This window comes from Hymenobacter sp. BT188, from assembly GCF_014333585.1.
Lineage (GTDB): Bacteria > Bacteroidota > Bacteroidia > Cytophagales > Hymenobacteraceae > Hymenobacter.
In genome coordinates, this window is record NZ_JACSCW010000004.1 from 67170 (window position 1) to 85537 (window position 18368).

18 protein-coding genes are annotated in these 18368 nt (G+C 55.6%); 13 read left to right on the top strand and 5 right to left on the bottom strand.

What is annotated here, in order from left to right; all coding sequences use genetic code 11:
* Window positions 1-8: 8 nt before the first annotated feature.
* The gene (locus H8B13_RS11945) at window positions 9-1136 is read left to right on the top strand and encodes a spore photoproduct lyase family protein (RefSeq protein ID WP_261990342.1); all 1128 of its coding nucleotides are present in this window, start codon (window positions 9-11) and stop codon (window positions 1134-1136) included.
* A gap of 47 nt (window positions 1137-1183) precedes the next feature.
* Here H8B13_RS11945 and H8B13_RS11950 read toward each other — a convergent pair whose 3' ends face one another.
* A complete protein-coding gene (locus H8B13_RS11950) occupies window positions 1184-2713 on the bottom strand; it encodes a T9SS type A sorting domain-containing protein (RefSeq protein ID WP_187311052.1) in 1530 nt (509 codons plus the stop codon).
* Window positions 2714-2972: 259 nt separating this feature from the next.
* Here H8B13_RS11950 and H8B13_RS11955 point away from each other — a divergent pair, with 259 nt between their 5' ends.
* Both H8B13_RS11955 and H8B13_RS11960 read left to right on the top strand, forming a co-directional pair.
* Window positions 2973-3776, top strand: a complete 804-nt coding sequence (locus H8B13_RS11955) for a PhzF family phenazine biosynthesis protein (protein ID WP_187311053.1) — start codon at window positions 2973-2975, stop codon at window positions 3774-3776.
* A 104-nt stretch (window positions 3777-3880) separates the two neighbouring features.
* Window positions 3881-4123: a hypothetical protein gene (locus H8B13_RS11960; RefSeq protein WP_187311054.1), complete on the top strand. Its 243-nt coding sequence runs from the start codon at window positions 3881-3883 to the stop codon at window positions 4121-4123.
* Between the two features lie 66 nt (window positions 4124-4189).
* Here H8B13_RS11960 and H8B13_RS11965 read toward each other — a convergent pair whose 3' ends face one another.
* Both H8B13_RS11965 and ruvC read right to left on the bottom strand, forming a co-directional pair.
* Entirely contained in the window at window positions 4190-4417 is a 228-nt protein-coding gene (locus H8B13_RS11965; RefSeq protein ID WP_187311055.1) for a KTSC domain-containing protein, read from the bottom strand.
* Between the two features lie 11 nt (window positions 4418-4428).
* A complete protein-coding gene (gene ruvC, locus H8B13_RS11970) occupies window positions 4429-5049 on the bottom strand; it encodes a crossover junction endodeoxyribonuclease RuvC (protein WP_187311056.1) in 621 nt (206 codons plus the stop codon).
* Window positions 5050-5141: 92 nt separating this feature from the next.
* Here ruvC and H8B13_RS11975 point away from each other — a divergent pair, with 92 nt between their 5' ends.
* The 6 genes from H8B13_RS11975 (at window position 5142) to H8B13_RS12000 (ending at window position 10870) form a co-directional block, all read left to right on the top strand.
* Window positions 5142-6185, top strand: a complete 1044-nt coding sequence (locus tag H8B13_RS11975) for a YbhN family protein (RefSeq protein WP_261990343.1) — start codon at window positions 5142-5144, stop codon at window positions 6183-6185.
* Window positions 6182-7336 (top strand): glycosyltransferase, encoded by a 1155-nt coding sequence (locus H8B13_RS11980; RefSeq protein WP_187311057.1) that lies wholly within the window; start codon window positions 6182-6184, stop codon window positions 7334-7336. Before H8B13_RS11975 ends, H8B13_RS11980 begins: the two co-directional genes overlap by 4 nt.
* Before the next feature lie 81 nt (window positions 7337-7417).
* Complete coding sequence (locus tag H8B13_RS11985) at window positions 7418-7942, top strand: c-type cytochrome (protein ID WP_261990344.1); 525 nt, start codon at window positions 7418-7420, stop codon at window positions 7940-7942.
* 97 nt (window positions 7943-8039) lie between these two features.
* Window positions 8040-8297: a hypothetical protein gene (locus H8B13_RS11990; protein WP_187311058.1), complete on the top strand. Its 258-nt coding sequence runs from the start codon at window positions 8040-8042 to the stop codon at window positions 8295-8297.
* The gene (locus H8B13_RS11995; protein ID WP_261990345.1) at window positions 8297-9490 is read left to right on the top strand and encodes an ABC transporter permease; all 1194 of its coding nucleotides are present in this window, start codon (window positions 8297-8299) and stop codon (window positions 9488-9490) included. Before H8B13_RS11990 ends, H8B13_RS11995 begins: the two co-directional genes overlap by 1 nt.
* A 141-nt stretch (window positions 9491-9631) precedes the next feature.
* Complete coding sequence (locus H8B13_RS12000) at window positions 9632-10870, top strand: PP2C family protein-serine/threonine phosphatase (RefSeq protein WP_187311059.1); 1239 nt, start codon at window positions 9632-9634, stop codon at window positions 10868-10870.
* Window positions 10871-10931: 61 nt separating this feature from the next.
* On the opposite strand, the gene H8B13_RS12005 is transcribed toward H8B13_RS12000, so the two are convergent.
* Entirely contained in the window at window positions 10932-12407 is a 1476-nt protein-coding gene (locus H8B13_RS12005) for an O-antigen ligase family protein (protein WP_187311060.1), read from the bottom strand.
* Between the two features lie 87 nt (window positions 12408-12494).
* On the bottom strand, window positions 12495-13631 hold the full coding sequence (locus H8B13_RS12010; protein ID WP_187311061.1) for a hypothetical protein: 1137 nt from the start codon (window positions 13629-13631) through the stop codon (window positions 12495-12497).
* Between the two features lie 294 nt (window positions 13632-13925).
* Here H8B13_RS12010 and H8B13_RS12015 point away from each other — a divergent pair, with 294 nt between their 5' ends.
* From H8B13_RS12015 to H8B13_RS12030, 4 genes are all read left to right on the top strand, one after another.
* The gene (locus H8B13_RS12015) at window positions 13926-15344 is read left to right on the top strand and encodes an oligosaccharide flippase family protein (protein WP_187311062.1); all 1419 of its coding nucleotides are present in this window, start codon (window positions 13926-13928) and stop codon (window positions 15342-15344) included.
* Window positions 15345-15394: 50 nt separating this feature from the next.
* On the top strand, window positions 15395-16321 hold the full coding sequence (locus H8B13_RS12020; RefSeq protein ID WP_187311063.1) for an FkbM family methyltransferase: 927 nt from the start codon (window positions 15395-15397) through the stop codon (window positions 16319-16321).
* 179 nt (window positions 16322-16500) lie between these two features.
* Window positions 16501-17649, top strand: a complete 1149-nt coding sequence (locus tag H8B13_RS12025) for a glycosyltransferase family 4 protein (RefSeq protein ID WP_187311064.1) — start codon at window positions 16501-16503, stop codon at window positions 17647-17649.
* Between the two features lie 85 nt (window positions 17650-17734).
* The gene (locus H8B13_RS12030) at window positions 17735-18367 is read left to right on the top strand and encodes a polysaccharide deacetylase family protein (protein WP_187311065.1); all 633 of its coding nucleotides are present in this window, start codon (window positions 17735-17737) and stop codon (window positions 18365-18367) included.
* The last annotated feature ends 1 nt before the right edge of the window (window position 18368 follow it).

An 18368-nucleotide genomic window follows, 5' to 3' on the forward strand; every position in this document is an offset into this window, starting at 1 on the left:
AGCTCCTGATGCTCGAAAATGCCCCCCAGCTCACCTTATTCGATTCCTTACCTGTACTCACCGAAACACCCGCTCCGCAGCCTTCTATTCTTACCCGTTCGGCGCGCGTGTGGCTGCCCAAGCGGGTGCTGTTTACCCCCGATGCGTTGGAGGAAGAGTTTGGCCAGCAGATGTTTGAGCGAATCAGCGCTGCGGGTCTGCCCATCGAGATACTGAAAAGCAACCGCATCACCGGCCTGCGCGGCGCCGACGAGCGCGAAACCTATCGCAATGCCAAGAACACCTTGGCTGTGGTAAAAGCCCCCCCGAGTGCCTTCCGCCTCCAGCCCATTCCGCCCTCCGCCGACTGGCAGATGAACCTTGCCGAAGGCTGCCCCGCCCACTGCCAATACTGCTATCTGGCTGGCAGTCTGCAAGGTCCGCCAGTAGTGCGTGCTTATGCTAACCTGCCTCAGATGCTGCAAAATACAGCTCAGTACGAGCAGGCCGGCAAGCTGACTACCTTCGAAGTAAGCTGTTACACCGATGTGCTCGGCATTGAGCATCTGACCGGCAGCCTAGCCGAGTGTATTCGCTACTTCGGTACCCGCGAGGGGGCGCAGCTTCGCTTCGTGACCAAGTATGATCAGGTTGAATCATTGCTGGACTTGCCCCACAACGGGCAGGTGCGTGCCCGTATTAGTCTGAATGCGGAGCCTGTAACGCGTCGTTTGGAAGGTGGTACGGCCTCTTTGGAAGCGCGCTTGCGGGCTATGCGCCAGTTGGCTTTGCCGCGCGAGCAGGGTGGGGGAGGCTACCGCGTAGGAGCCGTATTGGCGCCCATTATGCCCATTCCCGACTGGCGCGACCATTACCGCCATCTGCTCGACCGCTTGGCTGCTACGCTCGACTTCGAGTGCGACCTCACGGCGGAGTTTATCAGCCACCGCTTCACACCCGGCTCCAAGGATGTGCTGCAACAGTGGTACCCCAATATGTCGCTGGATCTGGACGAGACCACGCGGGCCCAAAAGCGCAATAAGTTTGGAGGCGTCAAATATGTGTACCAGCCCGAGGAAATGCGCACGCTCAAGCAGTTCTTTTACCAAGAGTGGCAGCAGCGCTTCCCGCAGGCCCCCGTACTTTACTGGACCTAACGCTATTAAAAAAGCCCCCAGAAATATTTCTGGAGGGCTTTTTTAAGTCAAGGCTGAATGACAAGCTTCTGCGTTTCGGATCGTCCGTTGGTTGAGACCTTGACGTGGTAAACGCCCGCGGCCCAAGTCTGGGTATTTACGCGCACCGTGCGTTGCCCCTCTAGGCATTGCGTCCAGATTTGCTGGCCCAAGCTGTTGTGTACTTGCAGCGTGCTGCCGGGCGCGGCCAACTGCGGCAATTCTACTGCAAAGTGGTCTTGGGCCGGATTGGGGTAAACGCTGATGGCTTGCTGCGCCGGCTGAAAATCGACTGACTTGACGGGCGAAAAGGCTATGCTGCCATCGAGGTCCACAATGGCGAGCCGGTAATAATTCAGGCCCGTTTGGGGCGCTTCGTCTACAAAAGAATAGGTACGGCCCCGGGGGGCATTTGCTGCTTTTACCGAGCCGATGGCTACCCAGGTCTGGCCGTTATCGGTGCTGCGTTCAACGCGGAAATTATCGGTGCCTTCTTCCGTGGCGGTAGCCCAGCGCAACGATACGCTGGCCCGTTGGGCACGGGCCTCGAAGTTGGTTAGCGTTACAGGCAGCGGGGGCCTTGGCACAAAGCTGGTGGCATCGCCCCGGAAGAGGCCAACGCCTGTATTCAGCCTCACACCCAAGTAGTTGCCGGTAAGTGCATCAAGCTGATACATCTCGCCAGCATTAGGGCCGCCATCAGTGTTAATAGCGTAGAGCGTGTTGTTTTCACCGGCAAACATGGCACCTAGCTCAGCACTAACGGGCAGCGGCACGGTGGGCGTTGTCACGCGCACTACCGGCGAGGTTCGCACATTGCTCACCGTCAGCAGTTGCCCTTCTACACCCAAGTAGCTTTTCAGCGTTGGCACCCCATCTTCCCGCACAAAAACCCAGTCGCGGGGGCCGCCGGTGAGATTAGGGTTGGTAGGGTTGGCATTGATAGCGGCGAGGTAACTATTAATAATGGCGGCCGCGGCAGGGTCGCTGGTATCGGCCCGCCGCCAGACGGCGTTAGTTGGGTTGGGCGAGTTCAGGTTCAGCTGACCCACATAAAAGCGCGGGTTGCTTAAGCGGGTTCGGACAACAGGAGGGAATACGGAAAAGTCGATTTCCAACCGTGCATCTACTACTAAACCGGCTATGAAATAATCGGAGTTGTCGCCACCAGCCCCTATGAAATTGAAGGCTGTCGATAAACTGCCGAAGGGGGCCGGTGGTGTGTCAATATCGCCTAAGGGAACGGTTAGGCCGCTTTCCAGGTCGATGCGGTACAGGCTGGGGGCCGAAAGCGGAGTTGCCAGAATCGCGTTCATGGCAAACAGGCTGCTCGGGTCGGAAGAATTGTACCCAAGCCCATCAAAAATAGTAGCACCATCAGCGGCGGCTAGTGTTCTAATTTGCTGCATCTGCCCACTGGGAAGAATGAGCTGCAGGACCGATGGATTACGTTGGGCGGCTAAGCCAATGGAGGTTACAGCGTAGCTGTTAGTTGGTATTTGAGCTAATAGAGGTGGCGTAAACGCCAACAAGCCCAGGGCCAGTAGCACGTTTTTCATGGCAGCGATAGAGTAGTTGTTCGTTTAGCATGCGGCGTGGTGAGGAGGATAGAATAAGGGCGGCGCTGGAGCCCAACGAGAACTGAATAGCAGTGAATAAATACCGTTCAGCTACATAAGAAAGCACTTTCAGGTAGGCATAGGCCCACTTACCTATTTTACGAAATTTTTTCTATGCTGGCTATTCCTTCTACTTTTGATTAGTACTATTCGCTCAGCAGCGTATCCTTTCCGCATATTTTGCCCCCCACGATCTTCTATGCTACTGCCTCTCTACCAAATAGACGCCTTCACTGACCGCATCTTTGCCGGGAACCCCGCCGCCGTGTGCCCGCTCACGGAGTGGCTGCCCGCCGACACTATGCAGGCCATTGCGGCGGAAAACAACCTCGCCGAAACCGCCTTTTTTGCCCCCCAGGCCGGTACAGATGGCCATTTCGAAATCCGCTGGTTTACACCGGCCGTGGAGGTCGAGCTGTGCGGGCACGCCACGCTGGCCTCGGCCCATGTGCTGTTGCGCCACCTGAATTTCAAGGGTACAGAAATCACGTTTCACTCTAAAAGCGGTCCTTTGCGCGTCACTCAGCAGGATAACGGCCGCCTCACGCTGGATTTCCCAAGCCGTCCGCCCCAGCCGCTGGCCACCGCGCCCGATGGCCTGATTGATGGCCTGGGCGCCACGCCCCTGAAGCTGCTGGCTGGCCCCGATCTGGTGGCTTTATTTAATTCTGAGGCTGAAATACGGGCCATTCATCCCAATCAGCTGCACTTGGCGGAGGTGCCGTACCGGGCAGTTATCGTGACAGCGCCCGGCAGCGGCGATATTGATTTTGTGTCGCGCTTTTTTGGGCCGCGCGTGGGCGTTCCCGAAGATCCGGTGACTGGCTCGGCGCACACCACGCTCATACCGTATTGGGCCGAAAAGCTAGGCAAAACCGAACTGCGCGCCCGTCAGGTCTCGCCCCGCGGCGGCGACTTATGGTGCGAGCTGCGCGGCGACCGGGTGCTCATCAGCGGCTACGCCGTGACGTATTTGAAGGGCGAGATTGAGTTTGAGCTGTAGCGCGAAGAGTGTGTTTGGTTACTGTCATATTGGCTAAGCTCCAAGTTTAAGTGCCAGCCAAATGTGAGACGCAACTAGTGCTTTCTTCCATTACCTTCCGCTCCATGGATGAAAACCTATTCAACACCCGCCGGGAAGCTTTGCTCACACGAATACGGGAGAGCTTAAGTCGACCTAGTCAATCCCATAGTCAATACAAGTCTTGCCAGGATGTGCTATCCAGGCTACAGGAATTGACTTTTGCTAACCAGAAAGCAGAGGGAAAGGCGCTGGCCTACTATGTGGTGGATAGTTATCAAGGCGATGCTGCCTTAGGCGAGGAAGTGCTCAAATTTGCCACACTATAGCTCGAGCTACGTGTTACGACCCTTCTTGGATGTACAAGCGCGTTGACATCTTAGACATAGTATGCTCTAAGGCTTGAGCTTATTTACCTGCTCGCGGGTGTAGCCGCTTTTCTCTATCACCTGCTCCACAAATAGCGCTTTACCCGGCACCGTCAGTAGCGCTTGGTATACAGCCTCGCTGGCGCCCGTGTAGCGCACCAGCCGCCCGTTGCGATACTCGATTTCCAGAGTCAGGGTGGCGGGGTCGTAGCCCACGGCTTTGAGGGAGGTGGAGCGAACGGGCTGGCGCTTCATACTGTGGAGAGCTACTTGGTTTTGGCGGCGGGCTTCTTGCGCGCCACGGTGGCCAGCTTGTCGGGGTTGTCGGCCAGGAACTTGCCCCAGCTTTTGCCCCCCGCTTTCAGGTTGTTGCCTTTTTGGTAGTGATGGCAAAGCGCCACGGCCAGCGCGTCGGTGGCGTCCAGAAACTTGGAGGCTTCCGCAATGGGCGGCAACGTCAGGGTTTGGCGCAGCATATGGGCTACCTGCTCCTTAGTGGCTGTGCCCGTGCCTGTTACCGACTGCTTTACTTTGGTAGGAGCATACTCCACGTACGGAATCTGGCGTGAAAGACAGGCGGCAATAGCCATACCCTGCGCCCGACCCAGCTTAAGCATACTCTGCACGTTGACGCCGTAAAATGGGGCTTCGATGGCCAGCTCATCGGGCAAAAACTCATCAATCAGCTCCAGCATCCGCTCAAATATCTTCTTGAGCTTCAGGGCATGATTCGAGCCCATCTTCTGCATGTCAATCACGTCATATTGCAGCACCTTCACGCGCTGGCCTTGCACTTCAATCAGGGCGTAGCCCATAATATTGGTGCCGGGGTCGACGCCCATGATAATTTTGGGCAGCAGATCGGTGGGAGTGACGGGCAGAATCATTTGTGCTTGGGGTAGGCGGTAGCGGGGCGCAAGCCTGTCCTTGGATTTCCATCGGTAACTTGCCGCCTTCAACTGAATGCGTGCTACCCGCTTTGCCCAACCACCTTCTACAAAACTACGCCCAAAAGCTGGAACGCGCCACTCGCCGTCGGGTGCTGGTGGTGCTGGGCAAGTTGCTCATCACGGCCCTGACCTTGGGTTTGCTTTATCATTCCGTCTTCACCACTCCCGATACGGCTGCCGCCTGGCGGGGGCTGCTGACGTCGGCGCTCAGCGGCGCGGGGCGCGGACCGGTGCTGCTGGCCCTGGCGTTGGTGCCCGTCAATTGGGGCTTGGAGGCCTGGAAATGGTGGCGTCTGGCACGACACTTAGAGCCGGTTTCTTACCGGCGCAGCTTCCGGGCGGTGCTGGTGGGCCTCACGTTGGGCTTCGTAACGCCCAATCGGGTGGGCGACTATGCTGGCCGGATTATGGAGCTGAAAAGTAGGCGGCTAGATGCGCTGGGGGCTGTTTTTCTGGGCCGTTACTGTCAGCTGGTTGTCACGGTGCTGGCTGGTACCACTGGTCTGCTGTACTTTTTGCTGACGTTTTATGTAGCTGATTATCCGGCTACTGGCTTAGGATTGGTGGTTGCTGGATTCCTGATTAACGCCGCCGTGCTGCTGCCCCTGTATCGCTCACGGCTTCTGCTGACGGCTTTAGGGCTGGTGCGTCCGCTGCGGCGCTTGCAGCCATTTCTGGCCGTAATGCCCACCTATCCGGCGCGGGCCCTACACGCCGTGCTGGCCATTTCAGGGCTGCGCTACGCGGTTTTCTGTCTGCAATTCGGGCTGCTGCTGGTAGCCTACGGTGCCCGACCAAGCGCGGGCCCGGCGCTGGCGGCCATCAGTAGCACATTCTTGCTGAAATCTTTAATTCCTTCGCTCAACGCCCTGGCTGATGTAGGCGTGCGCGAGCTGTCGGCCACACATTTATTCGGTTTGCTGGAGCAGCCAGCTTTGCCGGTATTGAGCGCCAGCCTGAGCTTGTGGGTGCTTAATATTGCCCTGCCCAGCGCCGCCGGGCTACTGTTTGTGCTTAGGCTGAAAGTGTTTCGCAAGAAAAAAGCCCCCCAGCAGCCAACTCCAACTATATGAACTGGTGGGCGGCTTTTTTTCTGGTTTTACCGGCGCTGTATGCGGCTTTGATGCTGCGGCTACGTCGAAGCTGGAAGCAGCTGCCAACAGTCCTAACCCAGGAAACGCACCCGAACCAAGCAGAAGAGGGACTTGGCTTTTCGGTACTTGTCGCCGCCCGCAACGAAGGCCTGACGCTGCCATTGCTGCTTGATGATTTGAAGAAACAAACTCTGCCGGCTGCCCGGTTTGAGGTCATTGTGGTAGATGATGACTCAATCGACAATACAGCTGCCGTAGTGCAGACAGCGGCTCAACGCAGTTCGTTTGTGCTTCACCTCCTAAAGCTGCAAGACCAACCCGGCGCACCAACCGGCAAAAAAGCTGCTCTGCAAGCTGCCTTGAATGTTGCTAACGCTCCGTGGGTGATCTGCACTGATGCCGACTGCCGCGTGGGCCCCGACTGGCTAGCTAGCTATGCCGCTCTGATTCACGCTGATACCACAGCGAATTTTGTCAGTGGGCCGGTGCTGCTTACCGGGGGCAACTCCCTGCTCGATAACCTGATGGGGCTGGAGTTTGCCGGACTTATTGGGGTAGGAGCGGCTACTATTGGGCAGGGCCGGCCCACCATGTGCAACGGCGCCAACTTAGCTTACCGCCGCGAGGCATTCACTGCTGTGCAGGGCTTTGCCGGCAACGAACACGTAGCCAGCGGCGACGACGAATTCCTGCTGCACAAGCTACACGCCGCCTTTCCCAGCAGCATCCGGTTTTTGAAAAACCCACGTGCTATCGTACGCACGGCTGGCCCGACTACGCTCCATGCCCTGCTGGCGCAACGAGTACGTTGGGCTAGTAAGTGGCGACATTATCAGCAAAAAGCCCCCCAGCACTTAGCTATGCTGGTATTAGGAGCCAACGTGAGCTTATTCGTTGGTGTGTTGCTGCTTTTCGGGTACCCCCAATTATGGCCATGGACCTTGGCTGCCTGGGGAATAAAACTCGGTGCCGATGCTTGGTTTCTGACTCCTATTCTTCGCTTTTTCGGACGGCAGCGGTGGCTTTGCTACATCGGGCTGCTCCAAATTGCCTACGCACCTTACGCTTTGCTGACGGGCTTGCTGGGCTTGCGTGGCGGGTATGTTTGGAAGGGGAGAAAGATGAAATAAAGTAGGCGGAATAGTTGAGTTTGCGGCATTTGTCAGCGACCTTATCTCCTGTTACCAACGGCCAGAAATGGCTACAAAACCATGAGAAAAGGACTAATGGCCGGTGTGATTCCGGTGGCGCTGGCATTACTCGTATGCACGATGGGCGTGCTTTTTCTCTCCTCCGTTGGCCTGCTCCATGATCCGGCAAGCGCAACTCTCGCTGTGGACACCAAAGCAAGTAATTTGGTTGCGTTAGATTCACTAGGGATGCCCGTCGCAGTTCAAGATTCTTTGAGTAATTTCTTGTCCGAAGCCGATCTTGGGGCTTTCACTGCCGGCCAAGAAGTATTCGCTAACAATTGCGCCCAATGCCACGGTGTTCAGGAGGTTGTGGTAGGTCCAGCATTGAAGGGCGTCCACGAACGCCGTCCCATTTCCTGGCTGATTCCCTGGATTAAGAATTCCAGCAAGATGGTCGCCAGCGGGGATGAATATGCCGTGAAGATCTTTAATCAGTACCAGAGGCAGCAAATGCCCAGCTTCGCGTTAACCGATACGCAGATTCAACAGTTAGTGAAATACATTGAAATTGAAAGCGCAAATGGCGCTGTAAGTGTTAGATAACTACTAACCTGTACTGGATAGAGCGACGAATCCTGCGCGAATCCCACGCATCAACAGTACATTTGCTTTCTCTCCTTCTGCCCCGTTGCCCGCTGCTGTGACTGATTCTGAATTCGACATCCTCGACGAGCTGTACTTCGTCACTTCCTTCCGCGATTTGCTGCAAAAAACCAGTTTGCCTGCCCCATCTCTGGAAAAAGGGCTGCGCAACTTGCTGGAGCAGGAGTACATCAAATCGTTCTACCCCGACCCCGATACTGAGCAGGCCTACGAAACCACGTCTTTCGGCGCTATCTGCCGCGACAGTTTCTATTTGGCTACCAAAGCCGGCCTGTTGGCCCACAATACCCGCTAATGACGACGGCTGCCCCGGTTTTGGTGCCCGTTGCGCCCAGTGTGCCGCCTGCCCGGCCTCCTGGCTACTACGTGCGCCAACGCCTTTTGCGCAACGGGCCAGCTATGTTTGGCCTCGGCTTTATTCTCATTTGTACGCTGATTGCTTTGGCTGGCTACTGGGTGCTGCCCGACAACTCGCCTAATGCCAACAATGGCTTAGTGCAGCTGCAGAAGGAGCCGCCTGGTTTTTCAGCCACCGTTCTGCGGCGGCTTTTGCCCGAGGCAGCGCAAAGTACTGATTCCGACAACATCTTCCGTACCTGGCTCCGGGGCCGCGCGCCGCGCTTTCAGGAGGTGCCCATCGGCAGCTACAAGGTGGTCGGCGATTCGGTCTTGGTACAGCCTTACCGTAATCACTCCGCTCTCGCGGATTTGCCCACACGCTATTCTTTGAGCGAGCTGGGGGGCAAAAATGCCCCCCAGGCCGAACTGCGTAACATCGTAGAAAACGAACGCATCATTCACCGCACCTATTGGCTGGGAACCGACAAGTCGGGGCGCGACATGCTGAGTCGCTTGCTGCTGGGTACGCGCATTTCGCTGGGTATCGGGCTGGTGGCGGTGCTGATTTCGCTGACCTTGGGCATGCTCATCGGGGCCGTGGCGGGCTACGTGGGCGGCTGGGTGGATAGCGTGCTGATGGGCCTGATGACGGTGGTGTGGAGCATTCCGGGCATCATGCTGGTTATTGCCATTTCGTTGGCGCTGGATAGCAAGGGCGTCTGGACTTCCTTCGTAGCCGTGGGCCTCACCATGTGGGTTGATGTGGCCCGCGTGGTCAGGGGGCAAATGTTGAGCTTGCGCGAGAAAACCTTCGTGGAAGCGGGCCGCGTGTTGGGTTTGCCCCAAAGCCGCCTGATAGCCCGCCACCTGCTGCCCAACATGACTGGGCCGCTAATTGTCATTGCAACGAGTAACTTTGCGGCGGCTATCCTGCTGGAAGCGGGCCTGAGCTTTTTGGGACTTGGCGTGCAGCCCCCGGCTCCTTCCTGGGGCTTGATGGTGAATGAAGGCTTCCAACTTTTGGGCACACAAGCCGGCTTATGGCTTACGCTGTTGCCGGGGTTAGCCATAAGCTTATTGGTGCTCAGTTTCAATTTGTTAGGAAATGGGCTGCGCGACGCTTACGACCCCAAAACACCGCTGAGCTAGCGCTTCGCTGCGGCGAAATTGCTAGTATCAGTAAGTATTTTGAAGTACTTTCAACACAACTGCACGTAGAAAGTATTCATCCTTACTCGTTGGAAAACAGCCTTCGCGCTGCGTGCAGTCCACAATACACTATTTACCTCCATGCCTACTCTGCAGGCCATGTCGCCGGAAAAAAAGCTCTTCTTACGGGAGCGGGAACTGAATGCACTGCTGGAAATTACCCAAGCTATCAATCACGACCCCACGGAAGATGCGCTCTACAAAATCTTCCAGTTTACCCTACTCGGACAGCTCAATATTCGTCGGTTGGTGCTGTATGTGAAGGAGGAAGGGGAGTGGGCCTGTATGGTGTCGTTTGGGTCCGATCTGTCGGATTTCCGCCGTATTCCGCTTCCTGAGGCCATCAGTAACAATTGCACTAATACACCTTGTCCGGTGGCGGCTCTGAACTTAGGACCGGAGTGGCAAAACTTGGAAACCGTCATTCCGGTCGTGAACAACGGCAACGTGCTGGCCTACGTGCTCATCGGCAACGTGCAGGCCGATTACGTCAGCGATGAGGCTACCAAGTTTCTGGAAACCCTTAGCAACATTTTGGTAGGAGCTATTCAGAACCGCCGCTTGGCCAAGCAGCGCATCGAGTCGGCGGCCATGCGTAAGGAAATCGAGATTGCCCAGGAAGTGCAAACCATGCTCTTTCCGCGTACCCTTCCCAATGATGCCGGCGTGGCGGTGTGCGCCAGCTATGTGCCTCATACGGCCATAGGGGGCGATTATTATGATGTGGTAAACATCGACGCGAACCGGTTTCTGTTCTGCGTAGCCGATGTATCGGGCAAGGGTGTGCCGGCTTCGTTGCTCATGTCGAACTTCCAGGCGGGACTGCGTACGCTGCTGCGCCAACAGGCCGACCTGTCAACGGTAGTATCGGAGCTGAATAACCTGATTTATCGCAATGCCGTGTCGGAAAAGTTTATCACAGCTTTCTTCGGCATTTATAACCGTGCTACCCGCGAGCTGCAATACGTGAGTGCCGGCCACAATGCTGCCATTCTACTGCCCGATTCTGGCCCGCACCAGCTACTGTCGGAAGGCACAACTATGCTGGGTATCTTCGAGGATCTACCTTTTCTGCACGTGCAGTCGCTCATAGTGCCGCCTCGCTCTCTGCTGCTTACCTACACCGATGGCCTGACGGAAGTATTCAATACAGCCGGTGAAGAGTACGGCGAAGAGGGCGTAATCGAGTTCTTGCACCGTGCCCGCTACCTGCCGCTGAAGGTGCTACACCAGGAAATCCTCAAAGAAATCGAAGCTTTCAACGAGGATGGCAACTCCTTCGCCGACGACGTAACTATCCTGAGTTGTCGGTTTAAGTAATAACATTATTCCACAAAAAAGCCCCCCAGTCAGATGCTGGGGGGCTTTTTTGTGGAGTATCTTAATCCTCAAGCGCTACGTTCTCGTCTCTGATCCAGCTTTCTGCTCGCATGAGAATCGCTAATGCGATATAAAAGAAGGAGCCTATTTTATCGACCTCCACCAACTCGTTGAGTAACAAATGGGCCGTGATGATAAACAGCGACAAACCAGCCGCTAGTACAATGCGTTTGTGCTCAACCGACTGGCTACGATGGTACAGGCGTTCTACCATAAGTAGAGCCGTAACAACGAGGATGGTAAACAGGAGAAAGCCAGGAATACCCTGCTCGGCAAGCATGAGCAGAAAATAATTATGCGTCGTTGATTTTTCGGGGTTACGGCTGACGTAGGTGCGAAAGCTCGATACCGTGTAGCGCTTGTATTCGGGGTAAAACGTATTGGGGCCGCTACCCATGATGGGTCGGTCGCTGATCATGTGACCGGCTGCCACCCAGCGGTACACACGCTCCATGCCGGAAAGGTCTTCTAGATTGTAGGTTGCCTGTAGGTGCTTGCCAAAATCTTCGCCGTTGAATACGGTTTTCTCGAAGTTGGGCGCATACAGCATGTAGTTATTCTGATTTACGAAGTAAAAAGTACCTGCCGCTGTGGCTATGGCTACCGCTACTAGTACTACTCGCGTTAGCCGCCAGCGAACAATAAAGTAGAAACCTATGGCTAGCGGCAGCGATGCCATAGAAGCGCGCGTGTAGGAAAAGAACACGCCCAACAACAACATCACAAATGCCCCCCGCCACAGCCAGCGCCAAAATGAGCTCAGCTCCGGCCGACGCGCCCCATACAAAGCGTAAGGAAGCAGCATGGAGATGGTGGCCGCGTAAGCAACGTGGTTTTTGTAAAAGGGCAGTACAGCGGGATTAATGCCATCGAATGAGAAGCCGAGCCCGGCGTGACGCACAAAGGCGTAGACAGCCGTAAGGGTAGCTCCGGCAACGTGGCAGGCGACTACACCCCAAATGTCTTTGGGCCGACGCACGATAAGGAGCGTCACAAAAACGAATGGAATGATGTACCATGTTTTGGCCAGTAAATACTTAATCGACTTGACAGTATCAACTGAAACCAGGGTAGCTACCATCGACCAGAGCAGTGCCAAGCCGATAATAATAACCAACGGATGTACCCAGAATCGGCGGGGAACCTTAGCTCGGCCTAGCAGCATATTTACCCCAAAACAGGCCACCAATACCAACATTAGCGGCTCGGAAGGCACGTCGAGACTCAGGCCGCCAAGCAGCGGAATCTCAACTGAGAAAGCCAGGGTAAAGAGTAATACATAGTATACCCAACGCCAGTCGACGGCCAAAACGGCTAAGCCTACCATAGCAAGGGGCAGAGCTATCCAAAGCGGTTGATCGAAGAACAAAGCGCCGGCTCCAGCCACCAGGAGAATTCCTATAAAAGCCAAAAACAAGCGGCGGTCGGTTTCAGGAATAGCAGTGGTAGGAGCAGAAAATGAGGATTTGCCCTCCATAGATCAGCTTTTGCGTAAGAAAAGTCCGTTGGAAAATGCCCCCCAGTGTGGTAAAACAACAGGCCTTCACCACTATGTTCGTGTTGGCTAGGCTACTTGCTCCGACCGGTTAACGGCCTTCGGCTTCATTAAAGACAGATTATTACGATAAAGCTCCAGCAGCGTAATAAAAATTACGGACAGCGCAAAGGTGATGAACATGGCAGAAAGCACGATAAGGGGCCGAATAGGCTTGGCCTCGCGAGTGGCCGGATACGCTTTTTGCACTACATAAATGGATGAAATGTCGCTGCTGATGGCTAGGCGCGCATTCTCATAAGTAGCCTGAGCCTCTACTAAGCGCTCTTGTAAAGACTCATAACGCATGTAAAGAGCAGTGACCAAATCGGCACCCGCTACGTAGTTTTCTAAATTAATAATGTTGCCCCCATCTGCCTGCGTAAGGCCACGCATGGCGCGTCGCAGGCCGGCTACCCGTGCTGCCGAACCACCACCGGCCGCTAATTCGCCTTCAGCGCGGCGTAGCTCGGTTTCCGTTTCGGCCAATTCTTTAGCCAGGTAGCGCGATTCATAGCCGGATTCGGTCTCTAGGCCTAATCTGCCGAAGATGCCGTACCGCTGCCGCGCATCTTCGAGGCTATCGCGCACCTGAGCCGACTCTTTCTCCAGAAACATAGTTCGATTGCGGTACAGCGTAATAATACGACCCCGGTTTTCCATGGTCAGACGCTGGTTGATGGAGTCGATGACTTGCACCAGGGTATTGGCAATGTTGGCCGCTCGCACCTTATCTGTGTCATGAAAGGCAAGCTCAATGGCGTCGCGGTTGCTATGCACAATGCTCAGGTTGTCGTTGTACTCGTCGAGCACCGCTTGATCAGCCTTTTCGGTGCCTGGCTTGCCCGCCTCGTAATGCTCATACAGATTATACCGCTTGATAATTATAGCAGCTACAGGCTGAGATTGACCAATGGTAATAATTCGGTCTAGGTCTTCGGCGCGGCCGCCCAGAGCCAGCCGCCCACCTTCTTCTACAATGCGGTCAGGGTCGGTGCTTTCCGGGTTTGTAGGATAAAAAATTGCCGTAGAACGGTAGACATTGGGCATTTGCCATGCTACCAAGGCACTTACCACTAAAGCCAGGGTGACAGCTAGAAGAATCAAATTGCGCCACCGAAGAATAACGGGCCACAAGCCCATAAGGGAAAACGAACGGGATGACATAAAGGAAGTTAGAGAATCAAGCCGGTGCAGATGGCTGCAGTCGGTTGTCACAGGGGCCAAAACGGGGCAAAGTTACTCGAATCGGCTTATAGTTGGCTTGCGCCTTCCTGCAAGTGTTGCCGACGCGCACTTAAGTCCTGCCTTCCCAACCACGCAGAGGCTTTATTTATTGTCTGGCTCCATATAATGATTGCGGTGCTTGCCTTGAGTCACCCTGCTACCTTTGCTTAGTTTTGCCCCCCACTCAGCTTTACTTGTATCAAACGCTTCCTCGGAAACATCAGCTTTGCCGTATTGCTCAACCTGCTGGTAAAGCCGGGGTGGGTATTTGTTGAAAACCTGGTGCAGAATCAGCTTGGGCACGTGGCGTTTGGCACGTTCACGGCCTTGTCGTCGCTCACTATTATTCTGGCTACCTTCTCCGATGTGGGCCTGACGCACTACACGGTGAAGCGGGTGGCGGCCGAGCCGGCATATCTGGCCACCTATTTTCCAACCATTCTGCCCCTGCGCGCTTCGCTCAACTTTCTGGCGTTGGGCGCTTTGCTGATTTTGGGTTGGGTAGTGGGCTACCAGGGCGCGCAGCTTACGTTGCTGGCTATTATTGGCGCGGCTTTGCTGCTGACACAATACGGACAGTTTTTGCGGGGCACCCTGCAGGCGCATCAGCGCTTCAACACCGATGCCATATTGTCGGTGCTAGAGAAAGTGCTCCTGCTGGGCTTGGTGCTGGCCTTGTTGCCCAGCGGCTTAACCTTAACTGGCTATGTTTGGATGCGGTTTTCCGCCGCTGCTTTTGCTGCGATATTACTGTATGGGCTCATGGTGCGCCTGTTCGGGCGGGTGCGCTATCGTTGGCATTGGGGCCATGCGCGTATGGTATTGCGCGAAACCCTGCCCTTCGCCCTGATAACGCTGCTATACGGCGCCAACGAGCGGGTAGATATGGTGATGCTGGAGCGGCTGGCCTCGCCGGCTGAGGCTAGCTATTATGCCGGCGCCTACCGCTGGGTTGATGCCGTGATGATGTACGTCTGGACCGTTATGCCCTTGTTTTTCGCCCGCTTTGCCGCCGCTTTAAATAGTCGCTCAGAGCAGCGCGACTTGCTGTGGTTTGGGCAACGCATTGTTACGCTGCCGCTGCTGCTGGCCTGCGCCTTCGTACTGTTTCGGGGTGAGGTACTGTTCTGGCAGTTTACTCACAGCACTCCCGCCGAACTGGCCCGTATGACGCTGTGTCTCAAGATATTATTCCTGAATGTGCTCGTGCATGGCTTCTTTGCTATCTACAGCTCTCTGCTCAACAGTACGCACTACGTGAAAACGGTAAGTTGGCTGGTAGCCCTGAGTTTGGCCCTCAATGTAGGTCTGAACCTAGTGCTACTACCTCGCTTTGGAGCTGTTGCCGCCGCCCTGAATACGCTCGGCTGCGCCGTGCTGGTGTCGGGTGGCTACGTGTGGCTGGTGCAGAATAGGGCAGGGGTTACTGTGCCGTGGCTGCTGCTTGGGAAGCTGCTGGGGGGCTTTTTGCTGCTGTGCGCAGGTTGGTACGGTTTGCAGCAAACGTTGGAGCTGCACTGGCTGCTGGAAAGTCTGCTGGCAACCATCGGCTTTGGCGTGCTTAGTGTGGTGCTGGGCTTGGTTCCTCTGGCTGAGCTGAAATCGTTTCTGCGACCCGGGGCCGGCGCGAAATTGCCCCCCAACACTCCATAAAGCCGCCCCGGACTCCTGGCTCTTTGTTCTATTGTATTTGATTTGTTCCTATGAATACCGATTTGCTGCACCAACTCGAGCGCGTAGAGCAGCTGGCCACGGCCTCTAAGCTGCTCCGGCTGCTCCGGTCTCCGGGCCGCTACTTGTATGCAATTGGCTTTCGGCTGCTGCGCTACTGGGCCACCAAGAAGGGTGTAATGAAGCAAACTGACACCTTCTTCGGCACTCGCATGACGGTGGTATTGCCCGCTGGCACTGATATTTACCTCACCGGCGGCAAGTCTCACGACTCGGAAATTCGTCTGGCCCGCTTCCTCATACAGCGCCTTCAGCCCGGCGACGTATTTGCGGACGTTGGCGCGCATTTCGGGTATTTCTCGCTGCTGGCGGCTCGGTTAGTTGGCCTAAAGGGGCAGGTAGTTGCCTTCGAGGCATCGGCCACAACTCACGCTGTGTTAGCTCAAAATGTGGATGGTTCCGCTGTTGTGCAGGCGAACCACTGCGCCGTTTCTGACCAGCAGGAAACAATTTCCTTTTACGAGTTTCCTATTCTGTACAACGAATTCAACTCGCTGGATGTAAAGCAGTTTGAGGGTGAAAAATGGTTTAAGGAGTTCAAGCCGACCAAAATCACCGTGCCCGCCGTTACGCTCGATTCGTTTTTTGCTTCCTCCGGTAAAGTGCCCGCTGTCCTGAAAATTGATGTGGAAGGAGCAGAGCTAAAAGTTATAAAGGGCGCAACAAAGCTGCTGGAGCGCGCCGCGCCGGCTGTCGTGCTGGAATATCTGGAGCCCAAGCGTCATAATACCGGCCACCAGCAAGCAGCGGCCTTGCTCCGCGAATTGGGCTACCAATCGCATCGCATCGGCCCCGATGGACAGCTTATCGTCTGTGCCGACCTTGACGCCTATCTGCAAGCTGAGCAGATTGACTCCGATAATTTTGTGTTCGTGAAGCCTCGCACATTTAGGTCGTAGAGACGCGTATTCGCGTCTAATCGTTGAACGAACGGTACAAGGTCTTCTATTACTATACAATCAAAAACTTAACAACGAACCTGCCGATTGAGACGTGAATACGCGTCTCTACACCGTTCAGGCATTTTTTTTAAATAGGGCACGCTACACTTTATCCTCTCTTACTTATCAAGCCAAAAATGCCCCCCAGTTCCCTGCACATAGCCGTCAATACCCGTTTTCTGTTGCCGGGCGACGCGTTGGAGGGAATCGGTCGCTTCACTTTTGAAACGCTGAGTCGGATGGTGCGCCAGCATCCGGAGCACACGTTTCATTTCCTTTTCGACCGGCCCTACGACGCGCGCTATGTGTTTGCAGCCAACGTAATACCACATGTGCTGGCGCCGCCGGCCCGCCATCCACTGCTGTTCGTGGCTTGGTTTGAAGGGGCCGTAGCCGCGTGGCTCCGTCGGCACAAGCCGGCTGTATTTCTGAGCACCGACGGTTTCACGACGCTGGCTACCGCTGTGCCCCGCGTAACGGTGGTGCACGATTTGGCGTTCGAGCATTTTCCGCAGGACGTAAGCTGGTTGGTGCGCCGCTACTACCACTTTTTTATGCCTCGCTTCGTTCGGGCCTCCGCGTGGGTAATTGCCGTATCGGAGGCGACCAAGCAGGATCTGATGCAGACTTACGGCCTCGCTGCCGACCGCATTAGAGTGATTTATAATGCGCCGGGGGGCAATTTTGCCCCCCAAGCCGCTCCGGAGCAGGCCGCTACCCGCGCCAGGTTTAGCCAGCAACAGCCCTATATCTTGTTTGTGGGAGCCTTGCAGCCGCGCAAAAACCTAGTCAATCTGCTGCGGGCTTTTGAGGCGTTCAAGACTCGCACGGGCTCCGCTACGCAGCTGCTTATTGTGGGGCGGCAGGCCTGGAAAGCGGGGCCTATCTTCGAAGTGTATCAGCAGATGCGCCACCGAGAGGCCGTCCGGCTCACTGGTCGCGTGAGCGATGCAGAGCTGGTGCAACTGTATGCCGCCGCCCGCGGCTGTGCGTATGTTCCTTACTTTGAGGGTTTTGGCATTCCCATCGTAGAAGCCCAGGCCAGCGGCTGCCCCGTCATTACCTCCAATGTCAGCTCAATGCCCGAAGTAGCCGGCCCGGAAGGTGCTTTATTGGTTAATCCTGTTGATGTGGCCGACATTTCCAATGCCCTGGAGCAGCTCGACACGAACCCTGAGCTGCGGCAGCGTCTGATAGCACGAGGGCTAGAAAACGTGCAGCGCTTTTCCTGGGAGCGAAGCGCCGAGCAGCTATGGTCCTGCCTACAGGAGGTAATAAAGGGTTAAATGGTGTTTCTTATGCCCATATGAATGATGGCCGACGCCAAATAATGGAACAAATAACATCTTATTTATCAGTGCGTTAAACAGCATGCTTACTCGCCCGCCTGCTCTCTTACATTCCTTATTTCCCGGTTGCGAATGGCAGCACCCGACGGCGGAGCGTATTCTATATTTAACCTTCGACGACGGCCCCATTCCCGAAGAAACGCCCTGGGTACTCGATCAACTGGCTGATTATAAGGCCAGCGCTACCTTTTTCTGTGTGGGTGACAATGTGCAGCGCTACCCCAGCATTGCTCAGCGCACGGTAGCCGAAGGACACCGTCTCGCCAATCACACCCACCATCACCTGAGCGCCTGGGCTCACCCGCGCGCTACGTATCTGCAGGACGTAGCCCAGTGCCAACAAATACTGACCGAGTTGAGCCTGCTGGAAGCCGAAATGCGTCCTCTATTGCGTCCGCCTTACGGGCGGCTCACCTGGCCGCTGCTGCGCCGCTTGCGCCCGCAGTATCGCCTGATCATGTGGTCGGTGCTGACTCAGGACTACGACCAAAATCTGCCGGCTGAGCGTTGCCTGCGCCAATCCATTGCTGCTACTCGTCCCGGCGATATTGTCGTGTTTCACGACAGCCAGAAGGCTAGTCGCAACTTACGTTTTGTGCTGCCGCGCTATCTGGCGCATTTTGCGGAGCAGGGCTTTACCTTCGCCTCTCTTTAAA